This is a genomic window from Mesorhizobium sp. B2-3-12, assembly GCF_006442205.1.
GTDB lineage: Bacteria > Pseudomonadota > Alphaproteobacteria > Rhizobiales > Rhizobiaceae > Mesorhizobium.
Genome location: NZ_VFVR01000002.1, coordinates 245379 through 263918, shown reverse-complemented (window position 1 = coordinate 263918; position 18540 = coordinate 245379). Strand labels below are relative to the sequence as shown.

General features: G+C 64.6%; 17 protein-coding genes. 11 read left to right on the top strand and 6 right to left on the bottom strand.

Features of this window, described 5'->3' with window-relative positions; all coding sequences use genetic code 11:
• Nucleotides 1-11 precede the first annotated feature (11 nt).
• From FJ948_RS06565 to FJ948_RS06550, 4 genes are all read right to left on the bottom strand, one after another.
• On the bottom strand, nt 12-1085 hold the full coding sequence (locus FJ948_RS06565; protein WP_140702707.1) for an ABC transporter ATP-binding protein: 1074 nt from the start codon (nt 1083-1085) through the stop codon (nt 12-14).
• Nucleotides 1082-1876: an ABC transporter permease gene (locus tag FJ948_RS06560; RefSeq protein WP_140702705.1), complete on the bottom strand. Its 795-nt coding sequence runs from the start codon at nt 1874-1876 to the stop codon at nt 1082-1084. Before FJ948_RS06560 ends, FJ948_RS06565 begins: the two co-directional genes overlap by 4 nt.
• On the bottom strand, nt 1869-2711 hold the full coding sequence (locus FJ948_RS06555) for an ABC transporter permease (RefSeq protein ID WP_140703883.1): 843 nt from the start codon (nt 2709-2711) through the stop codon (nt 1869-1871). The genes FJ948_RS06560 and FJ948_RS06555 overlap by 8 nt, the downstream gene beginning before the upstream one ends.
• A 329-nt stretch (nt 2712-3040) precedes the next feature.
• On the bottom strand, nt 3041-4105 hold the full coding sequence (locus FJ948_RS06550; protein ID WP_140702703.1) for a spermidine/putrescine ABC transporter substrate-binding protein: 1065 nt from the start codon (nt 4103-4105) through the stop codon (nt 3041-3043).
• Between the two features lie 231 nt (nt 4106-4336).
• Between FJ948_RS06550 and FJ948_RS06545 the strand changes: the two genes are divergently transcribed.
• The 8 genes from FJ948_RS06545 to FJ948_RS06505 all read left to right on the top strand — a co-directional run bounded on the left by FJ948_RS06545 (nt 4337) and on the right by FJ948_RS06505 (nt 14205).
• Nucleotides 4337-5275, top strand: coding sequence for a GntR family transcriptional regulator (locus FJ948_RS06545; protein ID WP_140702701.1), 939 nt, complete (start codon nt 4337-4339; stop codon nt 5273-5275).
• 10 nt (nt 5276-5285) lie between these two features.
• Entirely contained in the window at nt 5286-6569 is a 1284-nt protein-coding gene (locus FJ948_RS06540) for a glycosyltransferase (protein ID WP_140702699.1), read from the top strand.
• A gap of 5 nt (nt 6570-6574) precedes the next feature.
• Complete coding sequence (locus FJ948_RS06535; protein WP_140702697.1) at nt 6575-7945, top strand: glutamine synthetase family protein; 1371 nt, start codon at nt 6575-6577, stop codon at nt 7943-7945.
• 2 nt (nt 7946-7947) lie between these two features.
• On the top strand, nt 7948-9246 hold the full coding sequence (locus tag FJ948_RS06530; protein ID WP_140702695.1) for an FAD-binding oxidoreductase: 1299 nt from the start codon (nt 7948-7950) through the stop codon (nt 9244-9246).
• Between the two features lie 178 nt (nt 9247-9424).
• Nucleotides 9425-10456: a BMP family protein gene (locus FJ948_RS06525; protein WP_140702694.1), complete on the top strand. Its 1032-nt coding sequence runs from the start codon at nt 9425-9427 to the stop codon at nt 10454-10456.
• Between the two features lie 262 nt (nt 10457-10718).
• Entirely contained in the window at nt 10719-12209 is a 1491-nt protein-coding gene (locus tag FJ948_RS06515; protein WP_140703881.1) for an ABC transporter ATP-binding protein, read from the top strand.
• Nucleotides 12209-13264: an ABC transporter permease gene (locus FJ948_RS06510; protein ID WP_140702693.1), complete on the top strand. Its 1056-nt coding sequence runs from the start codon at nt 12209-12211 to the stop codon at nt 13262-13264. The genes FJ948_RS06515 and FJ948_RS06510 overlap by 1 nt, the downstream gene beginning before the upstream one ends.
• A complete protein-coding gene (locus FJ948_RS06505; protein ID WP_140702691.1) occupies nt 13261-14205 on the top strand; it encodes an ABC transporter permease in 945 nt (314 codons plus the stop codon). The genes FJ948_RS06510 and FJ948_RS06505 overlap by 4 nt, the downstream gene beginning before the upstream one ends.
• 227 nt (nt 14206-14432) lie before the next feature.
• On the opposite strand, the gene FJ948_RS06495 is transcribed toward FJ948_RS06505, so the two are convergent.
• Entirely contained in the window at nt 14433-15200 is a 768-nt protein-coding gene (locus FJ948_RS06495) for an SDR family oxidoreductase (protein ID WP_140702689.1), read from the bottom strand.
• A gap of 297 nt (nt 15201-15497) precedes the next feature.
• Between FJ948_RS06495 and FJ948_RS06490 the strand changes: the two genes are divergently transcribed.
• Nucleotides 15498-15653, top strand: a complete 156-nt coding sequence (locus FJ948_RS06490; RefSeq protein ID WP_140702687.1) for a hypothetical protein — start codon at nt 15498-15500, stop codon at nt 15651-15653.
• A gap of 138 nt (nt 15654-15791) precedes the next feature.
• A complete protein-coding gene (locus FJ948_RS06485) occupies nt 15792-16733 on the top strand; it encodes an LLM class flavin-dependent oxidoreductase (RefSeq protein ID WP_140702685.1) in 942 nt (313 codons plus the stop codon).
• 6 nt (nt 16734-16739) lie between these two features.
• Here the strand turns inward: FJ948_RS06485 and FJ948_RS06480 are convergent, their stop codons facing one another.
• Nucleotides 16740-17426 (bottom strand): isochorismatase family cysteine hydrolase, encoded by a 687-nt coding sequence (locus FJ948_RS06480; RefSeq protein ID WP_140702683.1) that lies wholly within the window; start codon nt 17424-17426, stop codon nt 16740-16742.
• Nucleotides 17427-17722: 296 nt separating this feature from the next.
• Here FJ948_RS06480 and FJ948_RS06475 point away from each other — a divergent pair, with 296 nt between their 5' ends.
• Entirely contained in the window at nt 17723-18520 is a 798-nt protein-coding gene (locus FJ948_RS06475; RefSeq protein WP_140702681.1) for an ATP-binding cassette domain-containing protein, read from the top strand.
• The last annotated feature ends 20 nt before the right edge of the window (nt 18521-18540 follow it).

Below are 18540 nucleotides of genomic sequence, written 5' to 3'. Positions count from 1 at the left end.
GGGCTTCTCCTCTATTCCTTGAAAATTCTGACATCGGCGGCGTCCCAGCCGAGTTCGATCTGGTCGCCCGACGAGACCGGCCGGCGGTCGGCGGCATCCGCGGTGACGCGCACCAGGAACGGCTCTGGCGCCAGCGGCGTGCGGACGTGCAGCTGCAGATCGAGCCCCTGATAGGCCAGTGCCTCGACCGTGCCGGTGGTGCGGTTGGCGGTTTCCGACGACGGGAACAGCCGGATGCGTTCGGGCCGCACGGAGGCCACTGCCGATGCACCTGGTGTGAGCATGGCAGGAACCTTGCCGGCAATGCTCGTGCCGTTGGCCGCGATTACGCCGTCGGCTGATATTGTGCCCGGCACAAAGTTCATCACGCCGATGAAGTCGGCGACGAAGCGGTCGGCGGGATGTTCGTAGACCGCGTGCGGCGTGTCGCATTGCAGCAGCTTGCCGTCCTTCAGCACCGCCATGCGGTCGGCCATCACAAGCGATTCTTCCTGGTCGTGGGTGACGATGACGAAGGTGATGCCGACCTCGTGCTGCAGGCGCTTCAATTCCAGCTGCATGGCGCCGCGCAGCTTCTTGTCGAGTGCGCCGAGCGGCTCGTCGAGCAGCAGCAGCCGGGGCCGCTTGACCAGCGCGCGGGCCAGCGCCACGCGCTGCTTCTGGCCGCCCGACAGCTGCTCGGGCTTGCGGTCGGCGAAGGGCATCAGTTCTGTGGTGGCCAGGATGGCGTCGACGCGCGCGCGGATTTCTTTAGCCGGCAAGCGCTCCATTTCCAGCCCGTAGGAGACATTTGCCCGAACGCTCATATGCGGGAACAGCGCGTAGGACTGGAACATCAGATTGACGGGCCGCTTGTTGGGCGGCGTCCTGGCGATGTCCTTGCCGTCGAGCAGGATGCGCCCATCGCTCGGCGTCTCGAAGCCGGCCAGCATGCGCAAGAGCGTGGTTTTGCCGCAACCCGACGGGCCGAGCAGCGCGAAGAACTCGTTCTCGCGGATATCCAGCGAGATGCCGTCGACGGCGGTGACGCGGCCGAAATTCTTCGACACGTCATCGATGGCCAGCAGCGTGCGCGTTTCGCTCATTGGCCCGCTATCCCCCGGTTGAGCCGCTGCGACAGGGTCAGCGCGGTGATCGAGACCGCCATGACGATGGTGGCCAAGGCGTTGATCTCGGGTGTGATGCCGAAGCGGATCATGGCGTAGATCTGCATCGGCAGGGTCGTCGAGGCGCGGCCGGCGCCGGCGGTGAAGAAGGCGATGATGAACTCGTCGACCGAGAGCGTGAAGGCGAGCAGTGCGCCGGCAATCACGGCCGGCGCGATCACCGGCAAGGTGATCCGCCGGAAGGTGGTGATGGCGGAGGCGCCGAGATCGGTGGAAGCCTCGACGATCGACCAGTCGAAACTCTTCAGCCGGGCACGCACCACCGAGCAGACGAAGGCGAGGTTGAAGACGACATGGGCGAGGATGATGGTGTGCAGGCCCATGGTCAGGTTGATCATGGAAAAGAACGACAAGAGCGCAATCGCCAGCACGATGTCGGGGATGATCATCGGGGCAAAGATCAGCGCTTCCAGTCCCTTGCCATAGTGCCGGCGCATCTCGACGCCGATGGCCAGCAGCGTGCCGAGCAAGGTAGCGATGGCTGTCGAGACCAGCGCCACGATCAGCGTGTTGAGCGCGGCCGACAGGATGGCGGAATTGCCGGCCAGCGAGGCGTACCATTTCAGCGAAAAACCGGACCACGCCGTCGGCAGCCCGCCTTCGTTGAAGGAGAGTGCCACCAGCACGGCGATCGGGATGTAGAGGAAGGCGAAGACGAGACTCAACACGAGCCAAAGCATGCGCCGTGTGGCTGGTGAGCATTCAGCCATTCGCGTTGCCCTGGGCTTCCGCGGTACGGCCGGACGCGCGATTGGCGGCGAGCGCTTGCGCCATCAACACCAGCAGCATGATGGCGATCAGCGCCATCGCCAGGGCCGCACCGAAGGGCCAGTCATTGGCGGTCAGGAACTGGTCGTAGACGAGATTGCCGATCATCTGGAAACGGCCGCCGCCGAGCAGCGCCGGGGTGACGAAGTTGCCGATCGACAGCACGAAGACGAAGACGGCGCCGGCCGCGATGCCAGGCACGGTCAGCGGCAGGATGACACGGCGAAACGTCGTCATCGCCGAAGCGCCGAGATCGCGCGAGGCTTCGGCCAGTTCCGGGTTGAGGCGCGACAGCGGCGCGTAGCAGGCGAGGATGACAAAGGGCAGGTAGTTGTAGACCAGGCCGGCGATGACCGCGCCCTCGGTGTAGAGCATCGATGGCGGCTCGCCGGTGTAGCCCACCCAGCGCAGGAGCTGAGTGACCAGCCCTTCGCGGTTGAGCAGTACGATCCAGGCATAGGTGCGGATCAGATAGTTGGACCAGAACGGCAGCACGGCGAAGAACAGGAACACCGGTTGCCAGCGGCGTGGGGCCGCCGTGATGGCATAGGCGGCGGCATAGCCGACCACCACCGCGATCAGCGTTGCGGTGCCGGCGATGCGCGCCGAGTTCAGGAAGATGCCGGCATAGAGCGGGTCGAAGACCAGCCCGAAATTCTCCAGCGTGAAAGTGTAGTCGATGCCGCCATAGATGCCGCGCCGGAAGAAGGCGAGCGCCAGCACCAGCGCGCACGGCACAACCATCAGCGCGGTCAACCAGACCAGCGCCGGAGCCATCAGGAGGGAGGAGCGGGAGGGCCGCGTCACGCCGCGCCCTCGCTAGCAGCAGGCGAGTTCCCCCTCACCCGGATTGCCAACCGAATTGCGAAGGGCAATTCGGGGCAATCCGACCTCTCCCCAAGGGGAGAGGAGCGCGCCAGAGCTGGCTCCAGCCTCTTCTCCCCGCCGGGGAGAAGGTGGCCGCGCAGCGGCCGGATGAGGGGGCGCTGCGCTGGAGATTGGCGAAAGGCTATGAGCGACGAACGCCCGAAGCCACAGCCCAAGGCCGGGCTCGGCAGGTCAAAGGGGGGCGTGAAGGAACGCAAGCGTGATTCCAGCAATCGATCTTACTGCGCGGCCTTGATCTCGCTGACGATCTTGGAATAGTCGCGCTGGGCTTCGCCGACGTCGCGCAGCTGCTCGAACTTGACGAGATCGGCCACCGGCATCGCCATGTTGGGGAATTTGGCGAGGAAGTCGGCCGGCAGGCTTTCCATGGCCGGCTTGTTCGGCACCTTGTAGTCGATGTTTTGCGCCGCCCAGGCGTGGTTCTTGGCGTCGAGCATGAAGTTGATGAACTGGAAGGCGGCGTCCTTATGTTCGGAGGCCTTCATCACCACCATCGTGTCGACCCAAAGGTCCGAACCTTCCTTCGGGATGACGTATTTGATCTCCGGCTTGTCGGCGATGCCATAATTGCACCAGCCGTCCCAGGCCTGCACCATCAACGCTTCGCCCGAAACCAGCTTGGAATAGAAGGTGGTGTCGTCATAGGCGAGCAGGGTCTTCTTGGCCGAGATCAAGAGGTCCTTGACCTCGGCCATCTTGGCCGGGTCGGTCTCATTGACCGAAAAACCCTTGTCGAGCTGGCCGGCGGCAAGCAGCCAGCGATCGGTCGCCAGCATGGTGGTCTTGCCCTTTAGTTCGTCGGATGGAGCGAGCAGGTCGCTCCAGGTCGTTGGCGCGGTTTTCACCAGATCCGAGCGATAGCAGAGGCCGGTCGTGCCCCAGGTGTAGGGCACGGAGAAAGTGTTGCCGACATCGTGTGGCAGCTTGGTCGCTTCCGGATAGAGGTTGGCGAGGTTGGGTATCTTAGCGTGGTCCATCGGCTCGGTCAGGCCGAGCTTGTTCAGCACCTCGGCGAAGGGCGAGGAGACGAAGACCACGTCATAGCCCTTGCCGCCGGCGGCAATCAGCTTGCCCATGATCTCTTCATTGGTGGCGTGCACCACGACTTCGCCGGAAACGCCCGTGGCCGTCTTGAAAGACGCCATGGCATCGGGCGCCATGTAGCCGTCCCAATTGGAAATGACGAGGTCGGCGGCCATCGCCGGCGCGGATAGCGCCATGGCAAGCCCGAGGGCGATCGAAGGCATTCTCAGCGCACGGCGCCGCAGGCTGGTAGCGGTCATGGCAGTCTCCCATTCCGGTTGATCGTCGAATTCGTGCTGGACCCCGCGCGACATGCGCCGCAGCTTCGGTCCTGTTCCCTCGGTCTTTTTGTCGCCGATTGCGCTTACAGTACTATTGCAGAAAAAAGTACGTCAATCCATAATTTGTCAACCGGCCGAGGAATCTGGCCGATTGCGTCCACGGGGCCGATCGGTCAAACCATGCCGGCAACGTCGTTCCCGAGACAAGTCATGCAAGCCGCAGCCCGCCGACCTCGCACCAACCATCTCGATCTGGCGCAGCGCATCCTGGATGTGGCGCGGCAGCGTGGGTTCGCGCCCGGCACGCGCCTGCCCGAGCAGCAGATAGCCTCATTGTGCAATGTATCTCGAACGCCGGTGCGGGCGGCGCTCAGCCTGCTCGCGGAGCAGGGCGTCGTCCGCTGGGAGGCCGATACCGGTTATGTCATGGCGATCGACCTCGCCGCGCAGCCGGCGATATCAGCCGAATTGCCCGCCGCCGAGGAAGACGAGCTTGCCGAAGCCATCCTGCGCGACCGGTCGGCCCGGCGTCTGGACCAGACGGTGACCGTCGCCGGATTGATGCGACGCTACAGTGCCGAGAGAAAGACGGTACTAAAATCTCTTAATAGACTGACGGAAGAGAACCTGGTCGACCGTGCGCCTGGGCAGTCCTGGCTGTTCCGCCGCGCGCCCGACGATCCGGAGGCGCAAGGTGAGAGCTACGAGTTCCGGCTTTTGCTGGAGCCGGCGGCGATCCTGACGCCGGGCTTCAGGCTGGATGGCGCGCGCGCCGCGGTGCTGCGCCAGGGCATGGAGGCGCTGTCGGCGCTGCCCGACGCCACTTTCGACACACGCGAATTCCAGCGGCTCGACATCGATTTCCACGGCATGATCGCCGAGGGCAGCGCCAACCGCTTCGTCGCCGACGCGCTGGCCGATCATCTCAGGCTACGACGGCTGCCGGGCATCTATGCCGGGGTCAATGTGTTCCGGCTGAAGCAATCGCTGCGCGAGCACCTGAACATACTCGACCATCTGGAAAGCCGGCAGTATGAGGTGGCTGCCGATCTGCTGCGCATCCATTTGCGGCTGTCCCGCAGCCAGCGGCCGCAAGCGGCTAGCCGTGGCGCTCCCGCGCTGTTCGGCATGATCAGCCGGCCGGAATGAAGAGGATTAATTGACGCGTCGAGCGAGCCCGACCATCGCGCTGTTTCCCGAAGCCAGTTTCGGGGCGGCGTTGAATTGCGTCGGGATCGCACAGGCTTTGCGTGCCCGGGGCGCGCGGCCGGTGTTCATCTGCCATGCCGGCTTTTCCGGCGTCTTTGCCGACTATGGTTTCCAGGAATACCAGTTGCCGACCGACGAGCCGCTGAGCGACAGCGAACGCCAGAGCTACTGGCAGGCCTTCGTGCGCCGGCACCTGCCGCATTTCCGGCTGAGCCCGATCGACCAGCTCGAAACCTATGTCGCGCCGACCTGGCAGGCGATCGTCGACACCGCCGTCAATGCCGAGGCGCCGCTGCGCCAATTGCTGGCGCGGCTGAAGCCCGACGCCGTGGTGCTCGACAACGTCATCATGTTCCCGGCGATCGCGAGTGCCGGCTGTCCGTGGGTGCGCGTCGTCTCCTGCGCCGAGACGGAGCTGCCGGACGCGGCGGTTCCGCCCTATCTCTCCGGCCTCGGCGCTGACGATCCGCAACGCGCGGCGTTCGAGAGCCGGTACATCGCGGCCTCGGCCCCGGCGCATGATCGCTTCAACCGTTTTCGCGTGGATGCCGGCCTAGCGCCATTGCCCAAGGGCTTGTTCCTCGAAGCCTCGCCCGATCTCAATCTGCTGTTGACGCCGTCGATCGTGAAGCGCGAGCGCGCGGAACCGCTCGACCCGGATCGCTTCGTCTATCTCGAAGGCTGCGTGCGGTCGGAAGGGCCGTTCGAGGTGCCGGTCTTTCCACGCAATGGCGGGCCGCTGGTCTATGTCAGTTTCGGCAGTCTCGGCGCCATGGATGTCGGCCTGATCGAGCGCATGCTTGCCGTGTTTGACCGGCTGCCGGCCCGCTTCATCGTCAATGTCGGCGGCCTGCGCGACGCCTATCGCGCGGTGCCGGACAATGTCTATCTCGATGCCTGGTTTCCGCAGCCCTCGGTGGTCGCGAAGTCGGACCTGTTCATCCACCATGGCGGCAACAACAGTTTTTGCGAGGCGCTGCGCTTCGGCGTGCCGTCGCTGATCATGCCCTATTGCTGGGACGGACACGACAACGCGCAACGCGCCGGAGAGGCCGGCGTCGGCGACCATATCGGCCGTGACGGCTGGACAGAAGGAGTATTGGAGAGAGCCATTCTCGGCTTGCTGGCCGATGACGCCATGCGCGCCCGCCTGAGGGACAATGCAGCCCGAATGGCGCTGCAACCCGGAACGGAAATGGCCGCGCAAGCCATACTCTCTCTGATACGGACTTGAACGAAATGCCTGACAAAAACACGAATACCGCTGCCAACGATCCCAAGGCCTGGCTGGCTCGGCACGGCGTCAACGAAGTCGAGTGCCTGGTGCCCGACATGAACGGCGTGCTACGCGGCAAGGCGCTGCCGACGGCCAAATTCCTCAAGGCTCTGGAAGACCGCGCTCTCTATCTGCCGAGCAGCGCTTTCCTGGTCAGCGTCGACGGCCGCTATTCCGGCTCGATCGACGAGGGTTTTGCCTATTCGGACCCGGACATGCGCATGGTGCCTGACGTTTCGACGCTCAGTCTGGCGCCGGGCGCGGGCGCTGGGAAGGCCTATGTCTTCGCGGATGCCTTCCACATGGACGGAAGGCCGTGGATGGCCTCGCCGCGCCATGTGCTGCGCGCCGTGCTAGATCTCTATCGTCAGCGTGGCTGGCGCGCCGTGGTGGCGCCGGAGCTGGAATTCTATCTCACCGCACCCAACCCCGATCCGGACAGACCGCTGACCGCGCCGGTTGGCGGCAATGGCCGCGCGGAAACTGTGCAGCATCCCTATGACATGGCCGCGCTCGAGGAATTCGAGCCGGTGATCCGACGCGTCTATGACTATGCGGCCGCCGCCGGGCTGCCGCTCGATACGTTGATCCATGAATCGGGCACCGGACAGCTGGAGATCAATCTCCTGCATGGCGACGCACTGCCGCTGGCCGACCAGGTGCTGCTGTTCAAGCGGCTGACACGCCAGGCCGCTCAGCAATGCGGCATGCACGCCACCTTCATGGCCAAGCCGATCGCGGCGCAGGCGGGCAGTTCGATGCATCTGCACATGTCTGTCGTCGACGAGGCCGGCAATGCGCTGTTTGCCAGCTCTGACGATGCCGACACGGAAATGTTCGGCCATTTCATCGGCGGCCTGCAGAAATACGTGCCGGAGATCATGCCGCTGTTTGCGCCCAACGTGAATTCGTACCGCCGGATCCGGCCGAACCACAGCGCGCCGGCCAATATCGAATGGTCGCACGACAACCGCTCCTGCGGCCTGCGCGTGCCGGCCGGTGGGCGTGCCGCACGACGGGTGGAGAACCGGCTGCCGGGTGCGGATTCCAACCCCTATCTGACGATCGCCGGCTCGCTGCTCGCCGGCTATCTCGGTGTCGAGCAGAGGCTGTCGCGTTCGGCGGAAGCCACGGGCAATGCCTACAGGATCAAGAGCACGCTGCCGAAGACCATGGAGGAGGCGCTGGATCGTTTCGAGGCTTGTGATCCGGTGCGGAAACTGCTCGGCGAGGACTTCTTCCAGACCTATCTGCGCGTCAAAAGCGTCGAGCTCGACCTGTTCCAGAGCGTGGTGACGAGCTGGGAACGCGACCATCTGCTGCTGAAGGTGTGACCATGGCATCTTCAACGGGTTTCAATTCCGGTCTCGACATCGGCAAATCCTATTATGTCGCCACCGCCAATCCGGCGCCGGACCATCCGGCGCTGGTCGGCGATGTCGACGCCGATCTGGTTGTCGTCGGCGGTGGTTGCACGGGCCTGTCGGCCGCCCTTCATGCCGCCGAGCGCGGCCTGAAGGTGGTGCTGCTCGAAGGCGGCAAGATCGGCTGGGGCGCGTCGGGGCGCAATGGCGGCCAGATGATCCCCGGCCTGCGCAAGGGCGCCAAGGGCCTGGTCAAGCTCTACGGTCCCGAACGGGCAAAGGTGCTGTTCGACCTCGCCTTCGAGGCGCGCGGGCTGGTGCTTGACATCATCGAACGCCACGCCATCGATTGCGATGTGAGGCTGACCGGCCACCTGGTCGGCGCCGTCAATGGCTCCGACCTCAAAGATCTGGAAGACGAAGCAAAGTGCCTCGACAGCGTGATGAAGTTCCGTGACGTCGAGATCCTGTCGGCGGCGGACGCCCGCAGCAAGGTCGACACGCCTTACCATGGGGCGATGTATGAGCCGCTCGGCGGCCACATGCATCCGTTGAACTATACGCTCGGGCTTGCCCGCGCGGCCGTGGCCGCCGGCGTCGTCATCCATGAGAATTCAGTGGCGGTGAGGCTGGAGCGCGAGCCTTCGACCCGGGTCTCCACGGCAAAGGGTTCGGTGCGGGCCAGACATGTCGTGCTGGCGGGCGATGCGCTGCTCAATGGGCTGGAGCCGCGCGTCAACAGCCGCATCATGCCGGTCGGCAACTACATCGTCGCCACCGAACCGCTGGAGGGCAAACGCAATGTCATTCCGGCCAATGTCGCGGTGTCGGACACACGCTTCGTGGTCAATTATTACCGCATGTCGGCGGATGGACGGCTGCTGTTCGGTGGCGGCGAGCGCTACACGCCGTCGCCGCCGGCCGACATTGCCGGCTTCGTGCGGCCGCATATGGAAGCCACCTTCCCGCAGCTCAAGGGTTGCCGCATCGACCACGCCTGGGGTGGGCTGGTGTCGGTGACGACGTCGCGGCTGCCGCATGTCGGGCACTATGACGAGGTCTATTTCGCGCATGGCTATTCCGGCAAGGGCGTCATCCTGTCGACGCTGTCGGGCAAGCTGCTCGCGGAGGCCATCACCGGCGATGCCTCGCGGCTCGACCTGTTCTCGACATTGACGCCGATGCCGTTCCCCGGTGGCACGGCGTTGCGTGGGCCGCTCTATGTGCTGGGGATGCTGTGGTACGCGATGCGGGATCGCATCAGGCATTGAGGGTGCGTCGCGGGGAGCTGAAGCGATTGGCCGGCGGGTCGTCGCGCTTTGACAATCGCGGCGGCTTACGCGCCGCCAAATTTGACCATGTGGACAAAAGTCCGGACCCGTTCCATAGTTCCCCGTCTGATTTTTGGAACAGCCGGCTCGACACGGCTGTCAAACAGAGGGGCATGCAATGGAAGACCGGAAGTACAAATCCTATTCGACACGCGAAGGGTTTTCGCGACGCAACGTGCTGGAGTTGGGCGCACTAGGCCTGGCCGCGGCGATGCTGCCAGGTGCGGCCTTCGCCAAGGACAAGAAGCTGAAAGTGGCGGCGATCTTCGCGACGCCTATCGAGGAGCCGTGGGACAACCAGATCCACGTCGCCCTGCAGAAGGCCGAGAAGGAACTCGGCATCGAATACAAATGGTCGGAGAAGGTGCAGACCGCCGATTTCAGCCGCGTCATGCGCGAATATGCGCAGGGCGGGTACCAACTAGTGCTGGGCGATGCCTTCGCCGCCGAGCGTGAATCGCGCCGCACCGCCAAGCAGTTTCCCAAGACGGCCTGGCTGTTCGGCTCCGGCGCCGGGCCGGCCGAACCCAATTTCGGCGTCTTCGACAACTGGATTCACGAGCCCGCTTATCTCTCGGGAATGATCGCCGGCAAGATGTCGAAGTCGGGCACGGTCGGCGCGGTGGCGGCGATGGGCATTCCGGAAGTGAACCGGCTGGTCAACGCCTTCTTCGCCGGCGCCAAGGAGGTCAACCCGAACGTCAAGAAGAAGGTCGCTTTCATCGGTTCGTTCTTCGATCCGCCAAAAGCCAAGGAAGCCGCGGTGGCGCAGATCGATGCCGGCGTCGACGTCATCTACGCCGAGCGCTTCGGCGTCATCGAGGCGGCGGTGGAGAAGAAGATCCTTGCCATTTCCAACATGTCCGACCAGTCGAGCCTCGGCCCCGATACGGTGATCACCGGGCCGGTCTGGGACATGTACCCGACGGTCGAACAGGCGATCAAGCTGGTCAAGGCCGGCGTCTACACGGCGCAGGATTACGGCGATTTCTCGCGCATGGCCAAGGGCGGCTCCTATCTCGCCCCCTTCCACAAGTTCGACAAGACGCTGCCGGCGGACGTGAAGGATCTGGTCGAGAAGAAGAAGGCCGAGATTCTCGAAGGCAATTTCCGCGTGGATGTCGACGAGAACACGCCAGTTTCGGATTGAGTTCCGGTCTTTAGGGGTTGGTGCTAGGCGCCCCCCTCTGTCCTGCCGGACATCTCCCCCTCAAGGGGGAGATCGAATGTCACCTCGGCTTTCGCCAATTTTCACCGTGAATAAGCGGCGTCGCCGACAAAGCTGCCGATCTCCCCCCTTGAGGGGGAGATGGCCGGCAGGCCAGAGGGGGGTGCGGCGCATCCCTGTCAAGCAAAGCTAAATCGCAGACCGATCAGGAGTATCCTTGCCGACGCCCGCCCCACTCATCGAAATGCGCGGCATCACCAAGAGCTTCGGCGCCGTCAAGGCAAACGAGGCTGTGGACCTCAGCGTGGCGCCGGGCGAAATCCTCGGGCTGCTGGGCGAAAACGGCGCTGGCAAGACGACGCTGATGAACGTGCTGTTCGGCGCCTATGCGCCTGATGCCGGCGAGATCCTGATCCAGGGCCAGCCGGCGCGGATCTCCAGCTCGGCCGACGCGCTGGCCGCCGGCATCGGCATGGTGCACCAGCATTTTCATCTGGCAGCTCGGCTGACCGTGCTGGAAAACCTGCTCATCGGCATTCCCGGCAAATCGGGGCGGATCGATCGCGCCGGCGGCTTGGCGCGGCTGGCCGAAATCAGCCGCCAGCATGGGTTGACGCTCGATCCCAGCCTGCCGGTCTCGGCGCTGTCGGTCGGCGAGCAGCAGCGGCTCGAAATCGTCAAGGCGCTGTTTCGCGGCGCCAGGCTGCTGATCCTCGACGAGCCGACCGCGGTGCTGGCGCCGAGCGAGGTCGATGGGCTGTTTTCGGCCTTGCGGTCGATGGCGGCGCAGGGGCTCGGCATCATCTTCATCTCGCACAAGCTCAATGAGGTGCGGGCGCTGACGCATCGCTGCACCGTGCTGCGGCATGGCCGCGTCGCCGGGCGGGTAGACGATCCGGCCAACACGACGTCGGCCGCGATGGCCGAGCTGATGTGCGGCCACGAGATCGTGCCGCCGGCGCGCGGGCCATCGACGCCGGGCGAAGCAGTGCTCGCCCTCGACGGCATTTCGACCTCGAAACATTCGGGTACGACGCTGCGCCACATATCCCTTGTCGTGCGGGCCGGCGAAATTCTCGGCATTGCCGGCGTCTCCGGCAATGGCCAGCGGGCGCTGGCGGAGGTCATCTCCGGCGTGCGCGCGCCGGATGCCGGAAGGATGACCATCGCCGGCCAGAACGTATCGCGGTTCTCGCCGCGCGAGGTGCAGGCGCTTGGCCTTGGCCGCATCCCGGAAGACCGCATGACGACAGGTCTGGTCACCAATTTGCCGCTCGCCGATTCCATGGTGCTGCCACGCATCGGCACGGCAGCCTTCTCCGCCAGGGGCCTGCTCAAGCCGGATGCGATCCGCGCCTTCGCCGAAGAACAGATCAAGGCCTACGATATCAGATGTCCCGGGCCGATGACGCGGGCCGGCGCGCTGTCGGGCGGCAACCTGCAGAAGGCGCTGCTGGCGCGCGAGCTTGCCTTCGACCCAAAGGTTCTGATCGTCTCGCAGCCGACGCGCGGTCTCGACATTGGCGCGGCCCGCTTCATCCACGAGAAATTCCTCGACATGCGCGCCAAGGGCTGCGGCATCATCGTCATCGGCGAGGATCTGGAAGAACTGCTGGTGCTCTGCGACCGCATCGCGGTGATGTATGAGGGCCACATCGCCGGTACGCTGGACAGCGCCGATGCGACCGTCGCGCGGCTCGGCCTGCTGATGACCGGCGTGGAGGGCCGCGGCTGATGTTTCGCCTGGAAGCGCGTACCTCCACACCCGCTTGGTTCAACCTCGCTTTGCCACTGCTCGCCATCGCGGCGACTCTGGTGTTGTGCAGCGGCCTGATCGCGCTGGCCGGGGCTGGTGTGTTCGAATCCTACGGCGTGATGTTCGCCGCCTCGCTCGGCGACAGCTATGCCATCACCGAAACGCTGGTGCGCGCCGCACCGATGATCTTCACCGGGCTGGCGGTCGCCGTCGCCTTCCGCGCCAAATTCTGGAACATCGGCGCGGAGGGCCAATTGCTGGCCGGTGCCGTCGCCAGTTGTTTTGTCGGCGCCATCCCGATGCCGGGACCGCTCGCCATGCTCTTGATGGCACTGGCCGGTGCCGCCGCGGGTGCCGCCGTCGCGCTGGTTCCGGCGACGCTGCGTGTAAAATTCAAGGTCGATGATGTCGTCAGTTCGCTGCTGCTCAATTCGGTCATCTATTACGCGCTGATGGCGCTCATCGAGGGGCCGTGGAAGGACAGCTTCAGCGGCTATCCGATCTCGCCGCCGATCGAGGATTCGGCCAATTTCCCGGTGCTGATCGAAGGCACGCGGCTGCATCTCGGCGTCATCGCGGCACTGGTCGCCGCACCGTTGATCTGGTTCCTGATCGTGCGCACCACGCTCGGCTTCCGCATCCGCGTCACCGGCGAGAACCCGGAAGCGGCCCGCTATGGCGGCATCCACGTCCAGCGCGTGCTGCTTTCGACGGCGCTGCTGTCGGGCGCGCTGGCGGGGCTGGCCGGCGTCGGAGAGGTCGGCGGCGTGCACTTCCAGGTGATGAGCGATATTTCGCCGGGCTACGGCTATTCCGGCATTGTCGTTGCCATGTTGGCGCGGCTCAATCCGCTTGGCGTCGTGCCGGCGGCGATCTTCCTGGCCGCCGTGATGACCGGCGCCGAGGCGATGTCGCGCGCGACCGGCGTGCCGGCCTTCCTCAGCGATGTCATCCAGGGCACGGCGCTGCTCGCCATGCTGGTCGCGCTGCTGTTCACCGCCTATCGCATTCGCCGCGTCGGAGCCGTCCAATGAACGCGGTGTTCGAGCAGATCTTTCAGGTCGGGTTCCTCGCCGCCATCATCCGCATCGCCACACCGTTGGCCTTTGCCACGCTGGGCGAAATGTTCTCCGAACGGGCCGGCGTGCTCAATCTCGGCATCGAAGGCATCATGCTGCTGTGCGCCATGACCGGCTTCACCGCCACCAGTCTCAGCGGCAGCCTGTGGCTGGGCGTGCTGGTGGCGGTGCTGACCGGCATGCTTATGGGCGCGCTGCATGCGCTGTTCACGGTGGCGCTGGGCTTGAGCCAGCATGTCTGCGGCATCGGCGTGACGCTGTTCAGTTCGGGGCTTGCCTATTTCCTCTACCGGCTGATCTTCGGCCAGCAATCGGTGCCGCCGAGCATCAAGGGCTTTCAGACACTGCCGATCCCGGTTCTCTCCGACATTCCCGTGCTCGGGCCGGCGGTGTTCAACCAGTTCGCGCTGGTCTACATGGCGATCCTGGCCATCCCGCTCGCAGCCTTTGTGCTCTATCGCACGCCCTGGGGCCTGTCGGTGCGCATGGTCGGAGAGAACCCGCGTGCCGCCGATTCCGCCGGCGTCAGCGTCATTGCCACGCGCTTCCAGGCGGTCATCCTCGGTGGTGCCTTGATGGGGCTCGCCGGAGCCTTCCTGTCGATGGCGCAGTTCAACGCCTTCACCTTCGGCGTCGTGTCCGGACGCGGCTGGGTGGCGATCGCGCTGGTGGTGTTCGGCCGCTGGGACCCGTGGCGCTCGGCGGGGGCCGCGCTGCTGTTCGCCTTCGTCGACGCGCTCCAGCTGCGCATGCAGGCGAGCGGGCTGGGGCATATCCCCTACGAGGCGTTCCTGATGCTGCCTTTCATCTTCACCATCGTCGCCATGGCGGTGATGTCGCGCAACGCGGTGGCGCCGTCGGCGCTGCTAAAGCCGTTTCGACGAGAAGAGCGGTAGGACCTGGCGACCTTTCCTCTCCCTCCGGAGGGGGGAGAGGTGGCTCGGCGAAGCCGAGACGGAGTGGGGGAACCACCTGACCAACCGTCGCCAACGGACAGTGAAAAGGGGACAAGGCGCAAGTATCGCCTTGCCTTGCGCCAAGGGGTCGACCCCCACTCCGTCGAGCTTCGCTCGACACCTCTCCCCCGATCGACGGGGTAGAGGAAGGGCGCCGAGCTGTCGCCTCACATCGCCGTAAAACCATTGTCGACGAACAGATGCGTGCCGTTGACGAAACTCGACTCGTCGCTGGCCAGGTAAAGCGCTGCCTTCGCCACCTCGTCGGGCTCGCCGATCCGTCCCTGCTGCGCGGCCAGCGCGGCATCGGACACATCGACGCCGAGCTTGCCGAGGTCGGCGACTTCGCGCAGACCGTGCGGGGTCCTGATAAAGCCGGGGCAAACCGCGTTGCAGCGGATATTGCGGTCGCGGAATTCCACGGCGATGGCGCGGGCGAACATGTGGCAGGCGCCCTTGGTGGTGTCGTAGAGCACTTCGTTGGGCGTCGCCGCCACCGCCGAGATCGACGAGGTGCAGACGATCGAGCCACCGCCCGCCGCGATCATGCCGGGCAGCACGGCGCGCGTCATCAGGAACATCGAGCGCACATTGACGGCGTGCAGCCAGTCCCATTCCTTGAGCGTCGTCTCCAGGAACGGCTTTATTACGATGGTGCCGGCATGGTTGAACAGCACGGTGACGGGCCCGAGCTTTTCGGACGCCCCTTTCACCGCCGCTTCGACCTGCGCTTCATCAGACACGTCGGCGACAAAGTGCTCGGCGACATGGCCGCGCGCCCGGATCGCCGCCGCGGTTGCGGCGGCTGCTTCACCGTTGCGGTCGATGATCGCCACCTTGGCGCCTTCGGCGGCGAATAGTTCCGAAGCCGCGCCGCCCATTCCGGTCGCGCCGCCCGAAATGATGGCAATCTTACCGGCCAGTCTTGTGCCCATTTCCCGCCCCCACCGTCCTTCTGGATCATGTCATGTTGTCGCTGGTGACGATGCTATCCCTCCCTGCTCGCGTGGCCAATGCAGGAAATAGGTGCGTGATGACAAGCGCATAGGTCCATTCAAGGCGCATGGAGCGCTGCCGTGGCACCCTCTCTCCCGATGGCCTAAATCCGCGTTCACAGCAATTTTGCACCAATTTCTTCCTACTGACGAGAAAATATTTCTGCCAAAGACGCAAAAATAGCAATCGACAAAGTCTACAAGTTTTATAGATTAACCGGTGAGACGGAGGTCGATATGTCCTATATTCAGAACGCTCAGACAGACGGCAGCGGCCAGAGGGTGGCCAACGCCCAGAGCTTTCGTCCGGCCTATGCCGGCGCTTTCGCCTATCTCGTCTTTGCTCTTGCGTTCGTGTTCACCGGAGCGGTCGTGCTGGGCCTTATTCCCTAAGGCGCCGGATCGGCAGGGGCCGTCGCCCCACGGCTTTCAGGCAATCGGAGTTGAATGAACCGGATCCCGGAGCGCTTTCGCGTGGCCGAGGATTCGCATTTCACAGCATCAGTGATTCCAGTGATGGAGGAGATGACAATGCCGATCGAATTCACGCATGTTCCCGGCAAGACCGCCGACGCGACGGTCCCCTTTTTCTATGACTTCGCGGAGACCGCGACCAAGCTAGGGCTGATCGAGGACGGCGGTTTCCAGAAGATCGTCGTCGACGATTCGGCTGGGCTGCTGACCAATATGGATCTTGCCGCCCAGGTGCTCAACCGCACCGCTTCGCTGGAAGTGGTGCTCACCCATTGGGCCGGCGTGATCGAACCGACGGTGGCTGCCCGCCAGTTGGCGTCCATCGACAGGGGGAGCGGCGGCCGGCTGGCGCTCAGGATGATCAGCGAGCCGCTGAACGACGACGATGCCGAGACACGGCCGGTCGAACATGGCGTCGTCTGGCAGCGCATCGACGAATATCTGGTGCTGTTGAAGCGGCTGTGGTCGAACGACCGGCCTTTCGACCACGAAGGCGCGTTCTACAGCATCAAGGGCGGTTATATCGAGCGCAAGGGTCCGCATGGCGCCGACCTGGTGATCCGCATGGGCGGGCAATCGGGAACGGCGCTGAAGGTGGCGGGCCGGCATGCCGATGTCTTCGAACTGGCGCCGGGTCCGATCTACGATATCAGGCAATTGATGGAGCGGGCGCGTAGCGCCGCGGCCGAACATGGCCGCGCCGGCAAACTGCGCTTCGCGCTTCCGGTCAGGATCCACCAAGGTGTTTCCGCCGCCGGCCACAAGACGGTCGACCTCTCCGGGCCACCGGCCCAGGTCGCGCTGTCACTGCTTGCCTATGCGGCGCTCGGCATCGATGAATTCATGATCGTCGGCGTCGACACGCCACGCGAGATCGCGACCGCTGGCCGGGAAACGATCGCGTTGCTGCGCAACTCCCTGGCGCGCCGGGAGGCCAGCGAATTCCACCACGCAGCCTATGCGCCTGGCGCGGGGTTAGAGACGCGAGTAGCGGGCTGAGGCCCGTCAATCCTCTGTTGCTACCTGTCTGACCGCAAGCCGGGACAGGCCATCGATAACGGCGTCCGAATCGGCCAGCACACCGAAGACGCCGTCCTCGACCGTCACCATGTGCAACGCCGCTTCATGCGCCCTTTGGTCACCGCTGGCGCAAGCGTCCGAGATGGTCAGGCACTGAAAGTTGCGATCACAGGCCTCGCGCAGCGTGGTGTGGACGCAGACATCGGTCGTGCATCCGGAAAACATCAGATGCGTGATGCCTTGCGCACGCAGCACATGCTCGAAATCCGTATAGGTGAAGGCGCTGTTGCAGGTTTTGTCGACGATGATGTCATGCGGGGCGACATCGATCTCGGGAACGATCTGGAACCCCGCGCCCGAGCGCAACAGGATGTCGGTGCCGTCGAGACCAGCACGCTCGCGGCGCCATTTCTCATAAGGCGTCATGTCGGCCATGTCGGCGCGGTATCCCTGCCTGGTGTGGATGACGGCGACGCCGGCTTTACGCGCGGCTGATATCAGGCGGCTCACCGCCGGCAGGATCGCTCGCAGCGGCGAGGGGTCATACCCTTTCCTGGCGAAATAGCCCGATGTCGACAGGAAATCCTGTTGCAGGTCGATGACGATCAACGCGGTGTTTTCGGCCACCAGCCTGCCGTCATAGGGGTAGTCGAAGGGCGTTGCCTTGATCATCCGGATCTCCTTGCCGCCAGATTACTCTAGCGAGTTCACATCGATGCCGCGACACCGGATATCCGGCATCGCGCGGTGGATATTGCCGGCGCGGATCGAGTGAATGACAGCCCGCAATCGGCAACAATGCCACCGGCGTCGTGGCACTTGAGGGTTTTGACCGGCACACTCCCACGATTTGTTGCGTATTGCAGTCACCTTCAATGTTGACTAGTAAGTTCATGTTTTATAGGTCAACCGGGCGCCTGCCTGCCGTAGCCAGGATTGGAATGCGGCGGCCGCACTGGAGAAATGCCATGACCGTGGCCGTAGCCGGTACCCAGACCGCTTTCGACATCGATGCCGTGCGTTTTGCCGTTGGCGAGCGGACGCTGCTCGGACCGGTCTCGCTCGAATTGCGACGGGCGCGCGTCTACGGGTTGATCGGCCATAATGGTTCGGGCAAGTCGACGCTGATCAAGCTTCTGGCGCGCCAGCAGCCGGCAAGCTCCGGCGCGATCACCTTCGCCAGACGGCCGCTGCCTCAATGGGGCGCGCGCGAGCTGGCGCGGGCCCTTGCCTATCTGCCGCAGACGACGCCGGCGGCGACGGGCCTCACCGTGCGCGAACTGGCGACGCTCGGGCGCTACCCCTGGCACGGCGCGCTTGGCCGTTTCGGCGCCGAGGACAGGCGCCATGTCGAGGAGGCGCTGGTGCTGACCGACATGGAAGGTTTCGCGGACCGGCTGGTCGACGAATTGTCCGGCGGCGAGCGCCAGCGTGCCTGGCTCGCCATGCTGGTGGCGCAGAATGCCGGCGTCATGCTGCTCGACGAGCCGATCTCGGCGCTCGACATCGCCCATCAGGTCGAGGTGCTGGGCCTGGTCAGGGATCTCAGCCGCAAGCGCGACCTCTGCGTCGTCGTGGTGCTGCACGATCCCACCATGGCGGCGCGCTATTGCGACGAGCTGATCGCGCTGAAGGATGGCAAGCTGCTGACCCGCGGCACACCGGGCGAAATCATGCGGAGCGATGTGCTCAAGGGCATTTTCGGCGTGGAGATGGGTGTGTTCGCGCATCCCGTCACCGGCCAGCCCGTCGGGTATGTGCAGTGAGGACTTCGCTGTGAGAACAA

Coding starts and splice junctions, on each gene's coding strand:
- FJ948_RS06565 (WP_140702707.1), bottom strand. CDS start 1,085: ATGAGCGAAACGCGCACGCTGCTGGCCATCGATGACGTGTCGAAGAAT.
- FJ948_RS06560 (WP_140702705.1), bottom strand. CDS start 1,876: ATGGCTGAATGCTCACCAGCCACACGGCGCATGCTTTGGCTCGTGTTG.
- FJ948_RS06555 (WP_140703883.1), bottom strand. CDS start 2,711: ATGGCTCCGGCGCTGGTCTGGTTGACCGCGCTGATGGTTGTGCCGTGC.
- FJ948_RS06550 (WP_140702703.1), bottom strand. CDS start 4,105: ATGACCGCTACCAGCCTGCGGCGCCGTGCGCTGAGAATGCCTTCGATC.
- FJ948_RS06545 (WP_140702701.1), top strand. CDS start 4,337: ATGCAAGCCGCAGCCCGCCGACCTCGCACCAACCATCTCGATCTGGCG.
- FJ948_RS06535 (WP_140702697.1), top strand. CDS start 6,575: ATGCCTGACAAAAACACGAATACCGCTGCCAACGATCCCAAGGCCTGG.
- FJ948_RS06530 (WP_140702695.1), top strand. CDS start 7,948: ATGGCATCTTCAACGGGTTTCAATTCCGGTCTCGACATCGGCAAATCC.
- FJ948_RS06525 (WP_140702694.1), top strand. CDS start 9,425: ATGGAAGACCGGAAGTACAAATCCTATTCGACACGCGAAGGGTTTTCG.
- FJ948_RS06515 (WP_140703881.1), top strand. CDS start 10,719: ATGCGCGGCATCACCAAGAGCTTCGGCGCCGTCAAGGCAAACGAGGCT.
- FJ948_RS06510 (WP_140702693.1), top strand. CDS start 12,209: ATGTTTCGCCTGGAAGCGCGTACCTCCACACCCGCTTGGTTCAACCTC.
- FJ948_RS06505 (WP_140702691.1), top strand. CDS start 13,261: ATGAACGCGGTGTTCGAGCAGATCTTTCAGGTCGGGTTCCTCGCCGCC.
- FJ948_RS06495 (WP_140702689.1), bottom strand. CDS start 15,200: ATGGGCACAAGACTGGCCGGTAAGATTGCCATCATTTCGGGCGGCGCG.
- FJ948_RS06490 (WP_140702687.1), top strand. CDS start 15,498: ATGTCCTATATTCAGAACGCTCAGACAGACGGCAGCGGCCAGAGGGTG.
- FJ948_RS06485 (WP_140702685.1), top strand. CDS start 15,792: ATGCCGATCGAATTCACGCATGTTCCCGGCAAGACCGCCGACGCGACG.
- FJ948_RS06480 (WP_140702683.1), bottom strand. CDS start 17,426: ATGATCAAGGCAACGCCCTTCGACTACCCCTATGACGGCAGGCTGGTG.
- FJ948_RS06475 (WP_140702681.1), top strand. CDS start 17,723: ATGACCGTGGCCGTAGCCGGTACCCAGACCGCTTTCGACATCGATGCC.